This window comes from Weeksella virosa DSM 16922 (genome assembly GCF_000189415.1).
Taxonomy (GTDB): domain Bacteria; phylum Bacteroidota; class Bacteroidia; order Flavobacteriales; family Weeksellaceae; genus Weeksella; species Weeksella virosa.
The window spans coordinates 1,518,100-1,535,790 of sequence record NC_015144.1 but is presented as its reverse complement, the minus strand read 5'-3'; the positions used below and the strand labels follow the sequence as shown (position 1 = coordinate 1,535,790).

General features: G+C 37.0%; 18 protein-coding genes. 9 read left to right on the top strand and 9 right to left on the bottom strand.

Features of this window, described 5'->3' with window-relative positions:
* Positions 1 to 93: 93 nt before the first annotated feature.
* From accC to WEEVI_RS07440, 8 genes are all read right to left on the bottom strand, one after another.
* Complete coding sequence (accC, locus tag WEEVI_RS07475) at positions 94 to 1,455, bottom strand: acetyl-CoA carboxylase biotin carboxylase subunit (RefSeq protein WP_013598542.1); 1,362 nt, start codon at positions 1,453 to 1,455, stop codon at positions 94 to 96.
* Positions 1,456 to 1,561: 106 nt separating this feature from the next.
* The gene (gene accB, locus WEEVI_RS07470; protein ID WP_013598541.1) at positions 1,562 to 2,038 is read right to left on the bottom strand and encodes an acetyl-CoA carboxylase biotin carboxyl carrier protein; all 477 of its coding nucleotides are present in this window, start codon (positions 2,036 to 2,038) and stop codon (positions 1,562 to 1,564) included.
* 120 nt (positions 2,039 to 2,158) lie between these two features.
* The gene (gene rpmF, locus WEEVI_RS07465) at positions 2,159 to 2,356 is read right to left on the bottom strand and encodes a 50S ribosomal protein L32 (protein ID WP_013598540.1); all 198 of its coding nucleotides are present in this window, start codon (positions 2,354 to 2,356) and stop codon (positions 2,159 to 2,161) included.
* A gap of 55 nt (positions 2,357 to 2,411) precedes the next feature.
* Complete coding sequence (locus WEEVI_RS07460; protein ID WP_041942128.1) at positions 2,412 to 3,017, bottom strand: YceD family protein; 606 nt, start codon at positions 3,015 to 3,017, stop codon at positions 2,412 to 2,414.
* Positions 3,018 to 3,098: 81 nt separating this feature from the next.
* The gene (pdxA, locus tag WEEVI_RS07455; RefSeq protein ID WP_013598538.1) at positions 3,099 to 4,172 is read right to left on the bottom strand and encodes a 4-hydroxythreonine-4-phosphate dehydrogenase PdxA; all 1,074 of its coding nucleotides are present in this window, start codon (positions 4,170 to 4,172) and stop codon (positions 3,099 to 3,101) included.
* A gap of 4 nt (positions 4,173 to 4,176) precedes the next feature.
* Positions 4,177 to 4,647 carry a hypothetical protein gene (locus WEEVI_RS07450; protein WP_013598537.1) on the bottom strand — a complete coding sequence of 157 codons (471 nt, stop codon included), beginning with the start codon at positions 4,645 to 4,647 and terminating at the stop codon, positions 4,177 to 4,179.
* Positions 4,644 to 5,036, bottom strand: coding sequence for a RidA family protein (locus tag WEEVI_RS07445; protein WP_013598536.1), 393 nt, complete (start codon positions 5,034 to 5,036; stop codon positions 4,644 to 4,646). The genes WEEVI_RS07450 and WEEVI_RS07445 overlap by 4 nt, the downstream gene beginning before the upstream one ends.
* 65 nt (positions 5,037 to 5,101) lie before the next feature.
* Complete coding sequence (locus tag WEEVI_RS07440) at positions 5,102 to 7,669, bottom strand: putative LPS assembly protein LptD (RefSeq protein WP_232013415.1); 2,568 nt, start codon at positions 7,667 to 7,669, stop codon at positions 5,102 to 5,104.
* A 154-nt stretch (positions 7,670 to 7,823) separates the two neighbouring features.
* On the opposite strand from WEEVI_RS07440, the gene WEEVI_RS07435 reads away from it, so the two are divergent.
* The 9 genes from WEEVI_RS07435 (at position 7,824) to dgt (ending at position 16,300) form a co-directional block, all read left to right on the top strand.
* Positions 7,824 to 9,122: an N-acetylmuramoyl-L-alanine amidase family protein gene (locus tag WEEVI_RS07435; RefSeq protein WP_232013416.1), complete on the top strand. Its 1,299-nt coding sequence runs from the start codon at positions 7,824 to 7,826 to the stop codon at positions 9,120 to 9,122.
* A gap of 51 nt (positions 9,123 to 9,173) precedes the next feature.
* Positions 9,174 to 10,130, top strand: coding sequence for an MlaD family protein (locus WEEVI_RS07430; protein ID WP_013598533.1), 957 nt, complete (start codon positions 9,174 to 9,176; stop codon positions 10,128 to 10,130).
* 32 nt (positions 10,131 to 10,162) lie between these two features.
* Positions 10,163 to 11,494 carry a 4Fe-4S dicluster domain-containing protein gene (locus tag WEEVI_RS07425; protein WP_013598532.1) on the top strand — a complete coding sequence of 444 codons (1,332 nt, stop codon included), beginning with the start codon at positions 10,163 to 10,165 and terminating at the stop codon, positions 11,492 to 11,494.
* 40 nt (positions 11,495 to 11,534) lie between these two features.
* On the top strand, positions 11,535 to 12,326 hold the full coding sequence (locus WEEVI_RS07420) for a (Fe-S)-binding protein (RefSeq protein ID WP_013598531.1): 792 nt from the start codon (positions 11,535 to 11,537) through the stop codon (positions 12,324 to 12,326).
* Between the two features lie 104 nt (positions 12,327 to 12,430).
* Positions 12,431 to 12,901 carry a hypothetical protein gene (locus WEEVI_RS07415; protein ID WP_013598530.1) on the top strand — a complete coding sequence of 157 codons (471 nt, stop codon included), beginning with the start codon at positions 12,431 to 12,433 and terminating at the stop codon, positions 12,899 to 12,901.
* 52 nt (positions 12,902 to 12,953) lie between these two features.
* Positions 12,954 to 13,565 carry a LemA family protein gene (locus WEEVI_RS07410; RefSeq protein WP_013598529.1) on the top strand — a complete coding sequence of 204 codons (612 nt, stop codon included), beginning with the start codon at positions 12,954 to 12,956 and terminating at the stop codon, positions 13,563 to 13,565.
* A gap of 1 nt (position 13,566) precedes the next feature.
* Positions 13,567 to 14,007, top strand: coding sequence for a TPM domain-containing protein (locus WEEVI_RS07405; protein ID WP_013598528.1), 441 nt, complete (start codon positions 13,567 to 13,569; stop codon positions 14,005 to 14,007).
* Positions 13,988 to 14,812, top strand: coding sequence for a TPM domain-containing protein (locus WEEVI_RS07400; RefSeq protein WP_041942126.1), 825 nt, complete (start codon positions 13,988 to 13,990; stop codon positions 14,810 to 14,812). Before WEEVI_RS07405 ends, WEEVI_RS07400 begins: the two co-directional genes overlap by 20 nt.
* A 117-nt stretch (positions 14,813 to 14,929) precedes the next feature.
* On the top strand, positions 14,930 to 16,300 hold the full coding sequence (gene dgt, locus WEEVI_RS07395) for a dGTP triphosphohydrolase (protein ID WP_013598526.1): 1,371 nt from the start codon (positions 14,930 to 14,932) through the stop codon (positions 16,298 to 16,300).
* A 29-nt stretch (positions 16,301 to 16,329) separates the two neighbouring features.
* Here the strand turns inward: dgt and WEEVI_RS07390 are convergent, their stop codons facing one another.
* Positions 16,330 to 17,691, bottom strand: a complete 1,362-nt coding sequence (locus WEEVI_RS07390) for an exonuclease domain-containing protein (protein ID WP_013598525.1) — start codon at positions 17,689 to 17,691, stop codon at positions 16,330 to 16,332.

The following is a 17,691-nucleotide window of genomic DNA, read 5'->3' as shown; positions in this document are numbered from 1 at the left end:
ATTTTTTATACAATTTATTAAACCTTATTTATTAATAACAAAAAAACTCAAACTTTCTGTCTGAGTTTTTTATATTTAGAGAATTATTTCAATCTATCCTTCATATTCTGCATAAGAAGGATCTAAAACGAAATCTTCCATGAATTTTGTGGTATAATTTCCTGCAATAAAATCTGGATCATCCATCAATTGCAGATGAAACGGTACGGTTGTTTTGATACCTTCGATATAAAATTCTTCCAAGGCACGCTTCATTTTCTGTATAGCCTCTTCTCTTGTCATTGCTGTCGTAATTAACTTTGCAATCATAGAATCGTAATTTGGCGGTATCGTGTATCCAGCATAGACATGTGTATCTACACGCACTCCGTTCCCCCCAGGAATGTTGATAGACGTAATCTTACCAGGTGAAGGACGGAAATCATTATAAGGATCTTCTGCATTGATTCTACATTCGATAGAATGCATGGTTGGATAATAGTTTTTCCCCGAAATCGGTTGTCCAGCTGCTAACAAAATCTGCTCACGAATAAGATCAAAGCCTGTAACTTGCTCGGTAATTGGATGCTCTACTTGGATACGGGTATTCATCTCCATAAAGTAAAAGTCTCCATGTTTATCTACCAGAAATTCAATTGTTCCTACCCCTTCATACCCAATAAATTCAGCAGCTTTTATAGCAGCTTCCCCCATACGCTTACGCAATTCTTCGGTCATGATAGGTGAAGGAGTTTCTTCTACTAGTTTTTGATTACGACGTTGAATAGAACAATCGCGCTCTGATAAATGACACGCTTTCCCGAACTGATCTCCTGCTACTTGAATTTCAATGTGACGAGGTTCTTCGATCAGCTTTTCCATATACATCCCATCGTTACCAAAAGCAGCAGCGGCTTCTGTACGAGCAGACTCCCATGCACTGAGTAAATCTTCTTCTTTCCAAACAGCTCGCATTCCTTTACCGCCACCACCGGCAGTTGCTTTTAACATAACAGGGAATTTGATTTCACGAGCTATTTCTAATGCTTGCTCATAGCTCTCTAACAAGCCATCTGAACCAGGAACTACAGGAACTCCTGCTGCCTTCATGGTTGCTTTTGCATTGGCTTTATCGCCCATCCGATCGATTTGCTCTGGTGTTGCACCAATGAATTTTATGTTATTCGAAGCACAAATTTTAGAGAAAGTAGAATTTTCTGATAAAAATCCATAACCTGGATGAATTGCATCAGCATCGGTGATTTCTGCCGCTGCAATAATATTGGTCATTTTCAGGTAAGAATCTTTACTTGGTGCTGGACCGATACATACGGCTTCGTCTGCGAAACGTACATGCAAAGAGGTTTCATCTGCTTTAGAGTACACTGCTACGGTTTGTATTCCCATTTCTTTTGCTGTCCGAATGACACGCATAGCAATTTCTCCTCGGTTGGCAATTAATATTTTTTTGAACATAATTTTAATTAGTGAATTAATGGTTTGATGAAATTAGTAATTCTATTCAATATTATCCTATAAATCAGTTTCTATCTTACCAAAATAATATTGCGTGCTAACTAAATTATGCTGGATCTACCAAAAATAATGGTTGGTCATATTCTACAGGCGTAGCGTCATCTACTAAGATTTTTACGATTTTACCCGAAACTTCTGCTTCAATTTCATTAAAAAGTTTCATCGCCTCAACAATACACAGTACTTTTCCTGGTGCAATGGAATCTCCCACTTGCACAAATGGTTCTTTTCCTGGACCTGCTGCACGGTAAAAAGTACCAATCATTGGAGATTTTACAGTAACCAAATTAGCGTCTTCATCTACTGCTGCTGGGGCTGCTGCCGGCTCTACAGGTGCCGCTGGAATTGTTGGCGCTTGAGCAGCTGGCATTGGAGGTACATATACTTGTTGTACACCAGCCTGTGCAGGTACACTATGCAAGGTTTTTATTTTGATTTCGATATCTTCTTGCTTGATGCTTACTTCTGCAACTTCTGCTTTAGAAACAAACTTGATTAAATTTTGAATGTCTTTAATATCCATACTTGATTTTTTTTAGCCTAACGTTACTTTTCCTTTTTATAAAGTACTCAAATTTATTAATAATAAAAATAAAAAGCTGTCTCTTTTACAAGAAACAGCTTTTTTTTCTTTATCAAAGGATTATTCTGAAACTTCTGTTTCTTTTTCTAATACTACCTTTCCTTTGTAGTATAATTTCCCATCAGACCAGTGCGCTCTATGATATAAGTGAGCTTCACCTGTTGTTTTGTCGATTGCTAACTGCGGAGCTTCGATTTTGTAATGTGTTCTTCTTTTATCTCTTCTTGTGGTTGACTGACGTCTCTTAGGATGTGCCATATCTATCTACTTTTATTTCGTTTATACGTATTTTTATTATTTTTTCTCTCTATTCTCAGAGCTTTAAATCTCTAAGTTTTGCCCAGCGAGGATCGATTTCATCATCATCATCATCATCATCATCATCATCATCATCATCATCATCATCATCATCATCATCATCATCATTTGTTTCATCTTGTTCTGCTTCCACTTCTTCTATGATATATTGATCAAGAATGGCTAATAATTCAGAATGACTATCGCCATTTTCTACATCGGGATGAACACGCTTGATCGGAATCGATAGTAGAATCAACTCGTACACAATTTGTGCAATATTAATTTGATATTCTTCTCTTGGGATTACCCAAATCTCATCATCCGAATCATCCCATTCTTCACCGAATTTTACCAATAAAAGTGCAGTATTTTTCACTTCTTGCGCATAAGGCTCATTCGTCAAATCGCAATCTACTGTAACCACACCTTGCAAGTCGAAATGTAACTCTAGCATACTCGATTGCTTATCTAGAGTGACTTTCACCGTTACTTTTGGCTCGGTAAAATCTTGCTCGAACTGAAACAAATCAAAGAACGTTTGTGTAATATCAAACTCAAAGTCGGACTTCCCTATGGGTAAACCCGAAAAGATAATATTGTAATTTTTCAACTTATCCATCACACAAAAGGTTTGCAAAGATAATATTTATTTTAATCTATTGAGATAAAATAGGATATTTTTTTTTAAAAGTTTTTATTCTTACTCGCTCTCATCACCTTTTTCTACCTTTATTTTCATAGGCTTGAGAACATTTTTTGTCAGTACTTCGTATTCGTTACGTTTTCGGTAAATCTCTACTGCCATAAACAAGGCTTCTCTAAAAGAAGCCTGATTGGCAATTCCTTTGCCTGCGATATCGTAGGCTACGCCATGATCTGGTGATGTACGTACAAACGGTAAGCCGGCTGTGAAATTCACCCCTTCTTCGAAAGCTATTGTCTTGAAAGGCGTCAATCCTTGATCATGATACATCGCTAGAACTGCATCAAACGCATGCAGATTGTGAGGTGTAAAAAAACTATCTGCCGGATAAGGTCCTAAAACTATATGCCCTTGTTCTCGTTTTTTATCGATAATAGGTAACAAAATCTCTTGTTCTTCTTTACCCAACAAACCGTTATCACCTGCATGTGGATTGAGGCCTAAAACCGCAATTTTTGGTTTTTCTATCCCAAAATCGCGAATCAACGAGTTTTGGATTTGCTTAATTTTCTCCTCAACACTTTTGGGTGTAATGTTATGTACAACTTCTTGCAAAGGGACATGTTGCGTTACCAACCCTACTTTTATATCGTCTGACACCATAAACATAAGCGGACTCCCGCCCCATACTTTTCCTAAATATTCGGTATGTCCAGGGAACTGAAATATTTCTGATTGTATATTGTCTTTATTGATTGGTGCCGTTACCAACACATCGGCATGACCTTCTAAAACTGCTTCTGCGGCAGCTTTTAACGATTGGTAAGCATACTCACCAGCTTCTTTGGTCGATTGGCCGAAATGGGTTTCTATAGGGTTTTTCCAGAGATTTACAACGTTTATTTTTCCTTCTACTGCTTTGCTTGCATGGGGAATTCCTTGTAAATATATCCGATCTAATTTCAAAATATCTTTATGGAAGTTGAGCAACTTCGTGGATGCGAAAATTATTGGTGTAAAAAAATCGGTGATTTCTTTTTCGGCCAAACTCTTCAAAATCACTTCGGGCCCTATTCCATTATAATCGCCTATGGAGATGGCTATTTTTATTTTTGTAGGATGTTCATTCATAATATTATAATACTTTCTGATATCGAAAGAATTTTTTATAGATTACTACGACTACTTTCCCTCCTAACCATGAGAAGAAAAAGAGTACAGGTAAAAGGATAATTTCGTACCAAAACGGATGATAAGGAGTGAAAATTATATCCAACAAACCGATTAGCAACAGGATAAAACCGATTAGCATTGCATAAGCTAACTTGGCTCTTTTTACCAAAACTGCGGTTACAGTTCCTCCAATCATTGACCCGATACCGGCAGAAATCAACAAAGACCAAAAGAAACCTCTCTCTTGATTGGCTTCTGATAGTCGTGCAAAGTTTTTCACTACATGTCGCCATTCATCAAAAATAAGACCATCCACTTCCCACCCATAAGAGGTAGCAACAAATGTTATGGCCGTGGTAATAAACACAAGGGCAACAACCAAGCCTATAATAACTGCAATGGCGTTTCGTAGGATAGTTCGATCTTTAATCATGATTTTGTTTCACATTGTGCTATCACCGATATTTCTACATTCACATCGCGTGGCAAACGTGCCACCTGTACACATTCGCGCGCAGGATATTGATCGCTCGAAAAATAACCAGCGTATAGTTCGTTCAACTCCGCAAAGTTATTCATATCGCTCAAGAATATAGTAACTTTTACTACATTATTTATAGACGTCCCTGCTTGAGCTAAAATCGCATTTACATTTTTCATTACCTGATGGACCTCATCGGCAAAAGATGAAGAGACTACTTCACCGGTTTCCGGGTTAACCGGCACTTGCCCCGATACAAAAATTAATCCGTTACACACAATTGCTTGCGAATAAGGTCCGATGGCTTTGGGTGCATTTTCTGTATGAATTACTTTTCTCATGTTCTCTTTTTTATTAGGTTAAAAATCCTCTTTGTTTATATTCTCTATAAATTTAATTGTCTTGATTAGAATCCTACTGTATTGAATAGTTGATTAGATGATTGTTGTTCGTACTTCACAGCATCACTTAAGATAGACGCTTTTATACCAATAAAGAAATCCCAGGTTTTATACACACCAACCGGAATCCAACTAAAGGTGAAGTTAAAGCTTCGTAAATCACGCGCCAAGCTAATTCTTGTCCCCACCAATTCTTTGTTTACCAAATCATACGTTCCGTTGGCAGAGATTTGCCAATATGGCGATGGAGATACCGAAGCTGTCATAGCCATCGATGCGTTCTGAGTTGCTTCTCGAGACAAGCCTTTGGCGTAAGTATACCCAAGATTTACCCCAAAACTCCACGGAATAGAAAATTGTGCATAATCTTCTTCATCAAAATAGAAAACTTCGTCTAAGATGGTTCCTTGTTTTTTATAATTCTTCGCATCGAATTTTTTCCCACCGAACGTATTATTGTCAAACGTATAGCCTGTGTTGATATTGAAAGCTGAGACTCTGAAAGCTCCCAACTCATCGATTCGGGTTCCGAAACGACTTCCTTCTGCGAATTGGATTTTATAAGGATCAAAAGTAGCACTGAAATTCAGTTTCATATTTCGACCCAAAAGACTTGTAGAACCAGACATCGATATCGGGCTCAACCTAAATTCATCTGCAGCAAAGTTATAGGCTGTACTAAAATTTAGATAATCGAAAATCTTGATTTTTCGGTAACCCGACTTTTCTTTTTCGTCCCGAACTTTCAGTTCTAGATTATTCGACAGCGAAAAATTCAATGCATTTGTCACTTGTGTATTCGGGAGGCCATATAAAGTATTCTCGAAAAAATTATAGTTGTGATATTGCAAAGCAGAATTTGCAGAATTGCTATCTGGTTGGCCATAAACTCCTATATATTTAGCACCGGTATTTGGGCTAAAACTATAACCAAATGATGGCGTAAGAACATGGCGAATACCCTGTATCTTAGCGTCTTTATCTTTGGCTAACCATGTCCCATACAAACTTGTACTTACACTTGCCGACGTGTTTATATTCCCATAGCGATAAAAACCATTCAATCGTTCTGCAATTACCGTTTCCGAGTTTTCGTCCCAATATTTTCGGGTATTGTTCAACGCCCAAACTTCGTGATAATTTGCTGAAAGTGTTAACGGGAAATAATTGGCCAAGGTAACATTGGTTGATAAATCTACCTTATGCTGAACACCTGTTCGCATTTGTTCTCTCCACATCACATCGGTGAAAAAAGTATCATCAGTCGTCCCAATTTGATTGGCAGCACTCAAGCCATAAGTTACAGCAAGATTATGCAACAAACCTTTTTTAAGACCTGTTTTTGGTGCAAAAGGAAACTGTCTACTCATGTTCATCGTGAAGCGAGGAAGCGTCAAATCGATTCTACCGGTTTGATAATTCTGCGAATGTGATGCATCCAAAGTCATCGTGATGGGTAAATTTTCGAAAGATTTGCGCAAACTAATATTCGAGTTTGCAGTGTTGTTGTAAACATCTCCACTTAGATAATTTGAGTTTCGAATTGATTGCTGATAGTACTGACTACTCGAAAAGTTTACACTCGCACTGAAGTTGAAGTATGGATTTGATTTCTGATCTTGCGAATGTTGCCAACGAATATTATATAATTTCGATTGTGTAAAAATGTTTCTCGGATCCCTAATTCCTCCTGGTGTATCAGCATTTAAGCCTTTGATTCCTGTTATCCGATTTTCGTAACTCCCTGCAAAACTACCCTGAAACCGATAATTTACTTTATATCGGCTCATCAAGTTTACTCCCCAGCTTCCTTTGGTGTAGAATCTAGTCTGAAGTTCGAGGTCGAGATATTCGCCAATAGGCATATAGTACCCTAATCCATCCAAATAAAAACCAACGTCTGCACGTTCGCCGAATGATGGCAACAAAATACCTGCAGCCCTTTTACTACCCATCGGGATATAGGCAAATGGTAATGCCAATGGTGTAGGGATATCATAGATTCGCATATTCGTTGGGCCAGTGATCAAGAGTTTTTCTCCCTCTTCTTTTTTATCGATGAGTTTCCCTCTTGTCGTTCGCAAAACATAATCGGGCTCGTTGGTTTTTCCTTCCTTGAAAAAAGTATCGGTGGTATAGTCGGCCCGAGAAAGATACATTACAGAATCGTTGATCCTTTTTACACGATCGGCTACAATTACTCCTTCATCTTCATTCAAACGAATATTATACGCTATTCCCATCTTGGTTTTGAAATTAACCTTGAAGGCTTCTTGCTCGAACTCATTAGCACCTTGCTTAAATTTTGTACGTTCAGTCACATTGCCAATCGAATCTCTTTTGCCTTCTGCGTACACATCACCAGTATTCCAATCAATTTCGATATAATCGGCTTCGATTTTCATATCCTCATAGTCTACTTTTGCCTGGCGCAACAAATAGGTGATATTTTTCTTGCGATCATGAACTTCGTCATCAGACGACCGCACAACCGTATGCTCTAATTTAGATTTTTTCACTGGAATTATGGTATCGAGTTTGATAGAGTTTTGACTCGATTTTTGTGTATCCATCTCTTGCATTTGCCCATACGAAATGGTACAAACCAAGAAAGGTGAACAAAATATTATATGTTTAAAAGCGTTGCTAAACAAGTTGAAAAGTAATTTTTGTTTTAAATTGCGTCAAAATTAACTAAAAAAACTATCTCACAATATGCGTTATAGAATGATTAACATACAAAAGTATTTATTTTTACTACTATTTAGCTTCGCAATGATTGTTTTTGGTCAGAAAAATTCCAGAAATAATTTTGTGGTTGTCCTTGATGCTGGTCATGGAGGACATGATGCTGGTGCACGAGGCGTAGCCGATCTAGAGAAAAACATTGCCTTAGATGTTACCATGCGATTGGGAAGAATGATTGAGAAAGAACTAAAAGACGTAACGGTTGTCTACACACGTACATCGGATGTTTTTTTAGCATTACACGAAAGAACTGCTATTTCTAATAAAAACAAGGCAAATCTTTTTATCTCGATTCATTGCAATTCGGCAAGCAATACCTCAGCCTACGGTACCGAAACTTTTGTCATGGGACTGAAAAGAATGAACGAAACCGATGAGGTTTCTAGACGAGAAAACTCGGTAATATTCTTGGAAGACAATCAAGAAAAATATACACGCTTTGACCCAACCGATCCAGAAGCAGTAATAGCCTTCGAGATTCAAAATGCAGCTTATAAAGATCAAAGTATTCGATTTGCAGATTTGGTAGAAAAAAACTTTGTAAAAAACAATCGTCATAGCCGAGGAGTAAAACAAAATAATTTTCACGTATTGCGTGGCAATGCTTCACCCTCTGTGTTGATTGAGCTTGGTTTTATTTCTAATTACGATGAAGGATATTACCTAGCATCTGAACGAGGAAAACAAGAACAAACCGAAGCAATTTATAGAGCATTTAAAACCTTCAAAGAAGAGTTTGATCGTAAAATGGGACGTGTTGCAAGCAGTCAACCCGTAGTTGAAAAACCAAAAGAGGTTGAAAAACCAGTTGTAGGTAAAAATTTCAGAATTAAGTTTTTGGTGAGCAAATCAAAATTCTCTCCTACCTCTCCTATGTTGAAAGGGCTTACAGATGTAGAAATTGTACAAGAAGGTGATAATTTTGTCTATTATTACGGGAACACCAACTTACTATCAGAACGAGATGAACTTCTCACTTTTGTGAAAAGAAAAGGATTTCCCGAAGCTTTTTGGGTCGAATTTTCTGATAACAAGAAGTTAGAAGGTAATAAAACTTATCGAATCCAGTTCATGACCTCTAACAAAAAATACCGCGATAAAGATGGAAAATTCAACGGCTTGCAAGATGTCTATCGCATAAAAGAAAGATCATTATTCAAGTACTTTTTCGGACAAGCAAAAACCATGGAGGACGCACAAAAAATACTTAGTGTCGTACAAGCAAAAGGTTTCAGAAATGCTTTCATCGTAACATTTGAGGGTGACAAACCATTGTAATATTGACTGTTTCTAAACAATATTCTTTTAATTTTGTAAAAAAATAAAAAAGTGAAAATTTCTAACGAAGTAAAAATAGGTATCGTTTCACTGGCCACTGTAATTGGATTTTTCTTTTTGTACAACTTCCTAAGAGGAACAAAAGTTTTTTCTACCGGCAGGACCTTCTACGCCAAATACGAGAATGTAAACGGTCTACAAGTAACAAAACCCGTATCTATAAACGGATTAACAGTTGGTAAAGTTGATAAAATAGAAATTGTTGATGGTAAACCCTTAACATTTATCGTAGAGTTTACTATTAATAAAGACATCAAATTCTCTAAAAACACTATCGCACAAATCTATTCTCCAGGCCTGATGCAAAGCTCTGAAATGCAATTGATTTTGGATTATGATGGAGAAATTGCAGAAGATGGTGACTTTTTGAGAGGTGGAGTCAGTGGCGGATTATTAGGCGATATCGGTGGGCAAATAGAGCCCACTCAACAAAAATTAGACACCGTTTTGATAACCATGAACAGAACATTATCGGCTATAGAACGATTGCTAGACAATGACAATCAGAACAATATAAAAATTTTGATTGAAAATCTAAACAGAACGGTAGGTTCTTTCAACGAAACAGCACGATCATTCTCTAGTACTTCGGCCTATGCAAATGAATTAATCAAAGACAACCAAAAAATTATCAATTCTACCCTAAACAATGCCAATTCTATGTTGGCCTCGGCTAAGATTTCTGCAGATAAATTTGGACAAACCGCAGATAAATTAAACAACTTACAATTAGAAAAAACGTTGAATAATTTCGAGGCAGCCTCTGTAAATCTGAAAGAATTAATGACACGCATAGAACGTGGAGATGGAACACTAGGAAGTCTACTCAACGACAGAACCATGTACAATAATCTGAATGAGGCCACAAAAAACCTCAACGATTTAATAATAGACCTGAAACAAAACCCGAATCGATATGTAAACATTTCGGTATTCGGCAAAAAATAATTAAAAACTAGACACTAAGTAAACTTATCAATATGGCTCAGTATTTACCAAACATTATCTTTGCAATCTGTTTGATTGTCGCTGCCACAATCTTTACTATTAATGCCAAAAAACTTGTTCGCAACATACGGTTAGGACAACCTATTACCCGTTGGGACAGACCAAAAGAGCGATGGGCAGTCATGACACGTGTAGCACTAGGGCAAGGAAAAATGACCGTTCGTCCACTAGCAGGATTCCTCCATATTTTGGTCTATATAGGTTTCCTTCTGATTAATATAGAAGTCGTAGAAATTCTTATTGATGGCCTTTTTGGTACACATCGTGTTCTTAGCTTTATGGGAGGATTCTACACCTTTCTCATTGGTTTTTTCGAGGTACTTGCTTTTCTAGTATTAGTATCTTGCTTTATTTTCTTCTTACGCAGAAATGTCACTCACATAAAACGACTAGTCATGGGAGAGCTAAACGGATGGCCTAAAACAGATGCAAACCTAATTTTGATATTAGAAATGGCCTTTATGCTTGCCCTTTTAACCATGAATGCTACCGATGCTACCTTGCAAGCACGCAATGTTCCACATTATATAGAGGCAGGAGGCTTTCCTATTTCTAGTTGGTTAATCCAACCTTTCTTAACCAACTTCAATACCGATACGCTAATAATTTTAGAGCGTATCATGTGGTGGTTCCACATACTAGGAATCTTTTTCTTTGCTAATTATCTTTACTATTCTAAACATTTGCATATTATACTGGCATTCCCTAACACATGGTTCTCGAAACTCGAACCAAAGGCCGAGTTCAATAATTTAGCTTCGGTTACCAAAGAAGTAAAATTAATGATGGATCCCAACGCAGACCCATTCGCTGCACCAGCAGAGGGCGAAGTAGAAGAACCAAGCACTTTCGGTGCCAAAGATATATTCGATCTCAACCAAGTTCAGCTACTCAATGCTTATACGTGTACAGAATGCGGACGATGCACCTCAGAATGTCCGGCAAATATTACAGGAAAAAAACTCTCACCTCGTAAGATTATGATGGACACGCGAGATCGCTTAGAAGATGTATCTAAAATTTTAGACAACAACAATGGGCAATGGGTAGACGACGGAAAAACACTCCTCAACGACTATATCACTACCGAAGAATTATGGGCATGTACCTCTTGTAACGCCTGCACACAAGCCTGCCCTGTCAACATAGATCCATTATCGATCATTGTCGATTTACGCCGCTATTTAGTAATGGAAGAATCTGCCGCTCCTCAGGAATTAAACCTGATGATGACCAACATAGAAAACAACGGTGCACCATGGCAGTTCAATACAGCTGATCGTTTAAATTGGACCAATGATTAAAACCTTATACATTATTTATTAAAACTCAAACGTACATCACATGTCAACAATAACCGTAAAAACAATGGCACAATACATGGCCGAAGGCAAACAACCCGAAGTTTTATTTTGGGTAGGATGTGCTGGTAGCTTTGATGATAGAGCAAAAAAAATCACCCGTGCTTTTGTAAAAATACTTAACCACATAGGCGTAGAATTTGCCGTTCTAGGTACCGAAGAAAGCTGTACTGGAGATCCAGCAAAACGAGCGGGAAACGAATTTGCATTTCAGATGCAAGCCATGATGAACATTGAGGTGCTTAACGCCTACGAAATAAAAAAAATAGTCACCACTTGCCCTCACTGCTTCAACACTCTAAAAAACGAATATCCGTCATTAGGAGGCACGTATGAAGTATTACATCACTCACAATTTCTACAGCAATTAATAGATGAAGGACGCTTAAAAATCGAAGATGGAGAGATATTCAAGGGACGTCGAATTACCTTCCACGATCCATGCTATTTAGGTCGGGGAAACAATATCTATGAAGCCCCTCGATCGTTGATCGAAAAATTAGATGCTGAATTGGTCGAAATGAAACGTTGCAAAACACGCGGCTTATGTTGTGGTGCTGGTGGAGCACAAATGTTCAAAGAGCCAGAAAAAGGAAATGTAGACATCAATATCGAGCGTACAAAAGAAGCTTTACAAGAATCACCTGATGTAATTGCTACTGGTTGCCCATTCTGTAATACGATGATGACGGATGGTGTAAAACATTTTGAAAAAGAAAAAACAGTTTTGGTAAAAGATTTGGCAGAATTAGTAATGGAAGCCAAGGATCTATAAATCAAAAAAATTAATAAAAAATCGGACCAAAGTCCGATTTTTTTATATCCTAACTCAGCAAAACTTTAAGTAACTTTGTTACTCATCATAAAAACATAAACAAAATGATAATAACAGATCATGCACGCATCTGGATTTTTCAATCCATGCGAGCCTTTACGAAGCAAGAAACTCAAGATATTAAAAGTGAATTCGATAATTTTTTACTGGATTGGAATGCCCATGGTGCAGCCCTTTTAGCCGAATACGAAATCATCAACAATCAATTTATTATTGTCACGGTAGATGAAGATCAGGTTGAGGCAAGTGGATGTTCGATTGACAAGCTCACCAAACTAATTAAAAATTTAGAAGAAAAGCATCAGTTCGGTTTTCTAGACCGTATGAATGTTGCTTATGAAGTAAATAACAAAATAGAAATTATGAATCTTCTAGATTTTAAAAAAGCAGTAAAAAATTCCGAATTACCTGCAGAAACAATCGTGTATAATAATGGAGTAACAACTTTATCCGATTTTCGTTCACAATGGAAATTACCTCTAAACAAAAGTTGGGCAAAGAATTTGCTACCGTAAAAGAACATATTAGAAAAAAGAGTAACTTTATTACAACAAAAACAAAATTTATATGAAAGGAAAAGGCTGTCTAGTAAGCGGAATTTTTTTAGCAACTATCGCTGCAGTAATTCTTTGGGGTGTAAGCAAATACAATAGTTTCGTACCCATGCAAGAAAATGTAAAAGCACAGTGGTCGAATGTAGAAAACACCTACCAAAAACGTGCAGACCTCATCCCGAACCTAGTGAGAACGGTTCAAGGAGCTGCCAATTTCGAGAAATCTACACTAACCGATGTAATCAACGCACGTGCAAAAGCAACATCCAACCAAATAAATATTGATGATGTTGACGATTTAACCCCCGAAAACATTGCTAAATTTCAATCTGCACAAAACGAATTGTCAGGTGCTTTGAGTAGATTATTGGTTACCGTTGAGCAATACCCAACCTTGCGTGCGACAGAAAATTTCCAAAGCTTTCAGGCAGAATTATCGAGCATAGAAGCAGAAATTAATTACGAAAGAAGAAAGTACAACGAAGCAGCCAAAGACTTCAATTCGGTTATCAATAAAGTGCCGAACAATATTATTGCAGGAATAGGAAATTTCAAAGAAAAAGGATATTTCGAAGCCGACGCAGGAGCAGAAAAAGCACCGACAGTTGACTTCTCTGGACAATAAGATGGTAAAGAAAGATAGAGGATTCTTCAGCAAAAAAGAAGAAAAAAAAATTGTCAAAGCAATCGTAAAAGCCGAGAAAAAAACCAGTGGAGAGATTCGGATTCATATCGAGTCTCTACCATCTGAAAATCATTTTGCGCGAGCTATAGAGGTTTTTAAACAATTAGGAATGGAAAAAACGAAAAACCGAAATGGTGTTTTATTTCATATTTCCCCGGCCGACAAAAACCTCACAATCATTGGAGATCAAGGAATTAACGAAAAAACACCCGAAGGCCTTTGGGATGAAATCAACGAAACTGTTTTACATTATTTCCGACAAGAAAAGTTTACAAGAGGAATAATAAAAGGAATCAAGATGACCGGAAAAGCCCTAAAAAAACATTTTCCACATCAAGAAAATGACGAAAACGAATTGCCAAATGAAATTTCTCAAAACTAAATTTTTAAGTTTTCTTTGGGTAATGCTTGCCTTGTTCATCACCCAAAAAACAATAGCACAGCAACCATTTCAACAGAATAAATTTATTACCCCTCAAGAGGTTATTAACAGTAAAACTATACCAAAAAGAATTGTAAATGATTATGGACGAATTTTCGATCCGATGCAGTTACAAGCCTTAGAAAACAAATTGGTTCATTTTGACGATTCTACCTCTACCCAAATTGCCATTGTTACTTTTCGAGAATTAAAAGGTTATCCAATCGAACTTTTGGCAAGTGAAATAGGCGATAAATGGGGTGTTGGCCAGAAAGATAAAGACAACGGAATTGTAGTTTTGATAAGTGATTTGGATAGAAAAGTAACCATTCGGACTGGTTATGGAGCGCAAATTCATATTCCGCCAACAATCGCCAACAATATTATCCAAAAAGACATGTTGCCTTATTTCAGAAATGGCGACTATTATCAAGGTGTAGACAAGGGAATCGATTCTATGCAAAGAGCCTTGAAAGGAAAATATAAAAACGAAAAAACTCCCGAAAATGATCAACTTGGATTTTGGGAAATTTTCTTTATTTTTCTCATAGTCATCATTTTGTTATCCATATTTTCTCGCGATAATAATTCTGGAGGAAACCGCACACGTAGAAGAAGAAGTTTATTCGACGATGTTGTTATTATGAATACCGGAAGCACCATTTTTCGTGGTGGTGGAGGAAGTTTTGGCAGCGGCTCGGGAGGAGGCTTCGGAGGTTTCGGTGGCGGAAGCTTCGGAGGTGGCGGAGCAAGCGGAAGCTGGTAAAAATAATCACATCCTAACGTCTTATCAACCTTATTTTTAAATCATAAAGTAAGGTTGATTTTTTTATTATTTTTTAATTCGAGTCAACTATCGTAATTTTGACCAATAATCCAAAGCATGTCTGCATTCAATCATTTATTTTCATATCAACGAACCAAAAGCCCTAACGAATCATTAGACCAACGCTCTGCATATCAACGAGATTATGACCGAATAATTTTTTCGTCTGCTTTTCGTCGATTACAAAATAAAACTCAAGTTTTCCCTCTGCCAGGAAGTGTGTTTGTTCATAATCGGCTCACTCATTCACTAGAAGTTTCGTCTGTTGCACGTTCTATGGGGAGCTTAGTCGGGCAGTTTATTGCGAAAAATTATGATTTGAATGAAACGGCTTATGATTTTTATATGCACAGTCTGGCCGATGTACTTTCTTCGGCAGCTTTGTGCCACGATATAGGCAACCCGGCTTTTGGACATTCGGGCGAAGATGCAATAGCTTCTTATTTCGATCGGCACTCGACTGATCTAAAATCTCATTTTACCGAAGAACAATGGACTGATCTTATCTATTTCGAAGGAAATGCAAATGCCATTCGTATCTTAACCCAACAACAAAGTGGCAAATCAGAAGGTGGATTACGCCTCACTTACTCTACGATTGCTTCTATTGCAAAGTATCCTTGTGAGTCGATTGCACGAAAAAAATCGATATTACACAGAAAGAAATTTGGCTTTTTCCAATCAGAGAAAGAAACCTTTCGTCACATTGCAGAAGCGACAAATATGGTGCAAGAGAGTAATCCGCCCATGATTTTCAAGCGGCACCCTTTTGTGTTTTTGGTAGAAGCTGCTGATGATATTTGCTATAATATTATCGATGTCGAAGATTCTCATCGTTTGGGGATAATCGACCATGATAAATGCAAAGATTTATTCCTGAATCTAATTGCATCACTCAATCCCGAACAAATCGAAAAAACAAATTCTAACCTAAAAAATATTAGCGATAAAAATGATCGAATCGCTTATCTACGTGCGAAATCAATCAATTCTCTTACGCAAAAATCTGTAGAAGTTTATCAAAACAACATCGAACTTATCCTGCAAGGAAACTTCGATTATGCATTGTTGGATGTCATTAAAAATGATACAGAGAAAATCACCAAAAAAGTTTTGAGTGAAATTCAACGCTTTTCTATTGCCAATATTTATAATCATCGTTCGGTAGTCGAAATAGAAAATGCAGGATACAATGTAATGTCTGAGTTACTTACACAATTTATTCCGCCAATCCTAAAAGAAGCTCAGGAGCGAAAATCATACGAAAAGAAAGCACTAAAATTGGTGCCTGCGCAATTTATGTATGATGATAAAATGCCCTATGAGCGGGTTTTGGGTATATTGGATTATGTTTCTGGAATGACCGATAATTATGCTACCGAATTGTATAGAAGAATAAAAGGTATCGAAATAGGAATGCATATTTAACAACATGCAAATTTCGTACAAGCCTAGTTTTACTCTTCGATAGAGTAAATCCCTTCTTGTTTATTAAGAAATATAAACTTCTTTATTAATAATTCTATCGTGGGATTCGTATCGAAAGGATTAACAATCTTCATGATTCTTTCTCGATTTTTTATCTGATGATGCAACTCGTAATATCCATAACCAACAAATTTACCCTGATCGATAAAAAAGAAAGCATGTTCACCTGTTTTTCTTCCTTTATCTGACAAAATAAATGTTTCGGTAGGATAATTTGTACGATTTACCAATGCTTCGACCCGTTCATTGTACGTTTTTGGATTTTCTTTTCTTATGCAAGCTCCTTTACACTGCCCCATTTCGTATGAGAAACAAGAAGCCGAAGAAGGCTGAAGCAGATTTATTTTCGGACAAAGATTGTACTCTAAAGTAACTTTTTGCAAAAATTCTAGTGCCGTCTCTTTTCTAGCGAAAGTAAGAATAGGTTCTGCTTTTCTGCCTTTCCCTATTTCTAGACGATGATAAGAACGTTTAGAGGGAATAAAATACAAGCCATAAGGCGTTTTGGATTTGATGATTTTGATATTGAGAAAGGGTTGATTGAGATTGATCTCGTGCACTTCTTTTATCTCTGCTAACAATTCGCTTCCCGTTACTTCATAGGTGATATACTTTGTATAACGTTTTATTTTACTCGACTCGAAATTTTTGGAAGAAAAGTATCGATTCACTCGATAAGCAATATTGCTACTTCTACCTATAAAAATAATATCGTCTAATCGGTTATAAAAGTAAAATAATCCTGTTTTGGTTGGAAGGTTTTCTAAGAGTTTTTGATATTTTTCTTTTACCTTTTTCTCGGTTCTCAAGCCCGATTTTTTTTGGATAATTTTCTCACTATCTTTATCTCTCAACAGTTGAAAAAGTTTCAGTGTTGCACGCGCATCTCCCGATGCTCGATGGCGATCGGTAATCGGTATACCCAAAGCATTCGTTAACTTACCTAGCGAATAAGATTCCATGTTCGGGATTAATTTCTGAGCAAACTCAAACGTATCAATCCAGTCTTTTTCATAATCGTAGCCTAATTTTTTAAATTCTTGTCGAAGCATTCGATAATCAAACTTCACATTATGACCAACCAGAATACAATCTTCTGTAATTTCGACAATTCTCTTGGCTATTTCATGAAATTTTGGAGCAGTGAGCACCATTTTATCAGTAATATTGGTCAGCTTCTGCACGAAAGGATCTATTTTCCTCATAGGGTTTACCAATGAAATAAACTGATCCACAGTCGTTTGACCATCGTACCGAAAAATTGCTATATCGATAATCGACTCCTCTCCTACCTTGCCTCCTGTGGCTTCTATGTCTAATATTGCAAACAC

Excerpts from the sequence above, each read along its gene's own strand:
- accC (WP_013598542.1), bottom strand. The coding sequence starts at position 1,455 with ATGTTCAAAAAAATATTAATTGCCAACCGAGGAGAAATTGCTATGCGT.
- accB (WP_013598541.1), bottom strand. The coding sequence starts at position 2,038 with ATGGATATTAAAGACATTCAAAATTTAATCAAGTTTGTTTCTAAAGCA.
- rpmF (WP_013598540.1), bottom strand. The coding sequence starts at position 2,356 with ATGGCACATCCTAAGAGACGTCAGTCAACCACAAGAAGAGATAAAAGA.
- WEEVI_RS07460 (WP_041942128.1), bottom strand. The coding sequence starts at position 3,017 with ATGGATAAGTTGAAAAATTACAATATTATCTTTTCGGGTTTACCCATA.
- pdxA (WP_013598538.1), bottom strand. The coding sequence starts at position 4,172 with ATGAATGAACATCCTACAAAAATAAAAATAGCCATCTCCATAGGCGAT.
- WEEVI_RS07450 (WP_013598537.1), bottom strand. The coding sequence starts at position 4,647 with ATGATTAAAGATCGAACTATCCTACGAAACGCCATTGCAGTTATTATA.
- WEEVI_RS07445 (WP_013598536.1), bottom strand. The coding sequence starts at position 5,036 with ATGAGAAAAGTAATTCATACAGAAAATGCACCCAAAGCCATCGGACCT.
- WEEVI_RS07440 (WP_232013415.1), bottom strand. The coding sequence starts at position 7,669 with ATGGATACACAAAAATCGAGTCAAAACTCTATCAAACTCGATACCATA.
- WEEVI_RS07435 (WP_232013416.1), top strand. The coding sequence starts at position 7,824 with ATGATTAACATACAAAAGTATTTATTTTTACTACTATTTAGCTTCGCA.
- WEEVI_RS07425 (WP_013598532.1), top strand. The coding sequence starts at position 10,163 with ATGGCTCAGTATTTACCAAACATTATCTTTGCAATCTGTTTGATTGTC.
- WEEVI_RS07420 (WP_013598531.1), top strand. The coding sequence starts at position 11,535 with ATGTCAACAATAACCGTAAAAACAATGGCACAATACATGGCCGAAGGC.
- WEEVI_RS07415 (WP_013598530.1), top strand. The coding sequence starts at position 12,431 with ATGATAATAACAGATCATGCACGCATCTGGATTTTTCAATCCATGCGA.
- WEEVI_RS07410 (WP_013598529.1), top strand. The coding sequence starts at position 12,954 with ATGAAAGGAAAAGGCTGTCTAGTAAGCGGAATTTTTTTAGCAACTATC.
- WEEVI_RS07405 (WP_013598528.1), top strand. The coding sequence starts at position 13,567 with ATGGTAAAGAAAGATAGAGGATTCTTCAGCAAAAAAGAAGAAAAAAAA.
- WEEVI_RS07400 (WP_041942126.1), top strand. The coding sequence starts at position 13,988 with ATGAAATTTCTCAAAACTAAATTTTTAAGTTTTCTTTGGGTAATGCTT.
- dgt (WP_013598526.1), top strand. The coding sequence starts at position 14,930 with ATGTCTGCATTCAATCATTTATTTTCATATCAACGAACCAAAAGCCCT.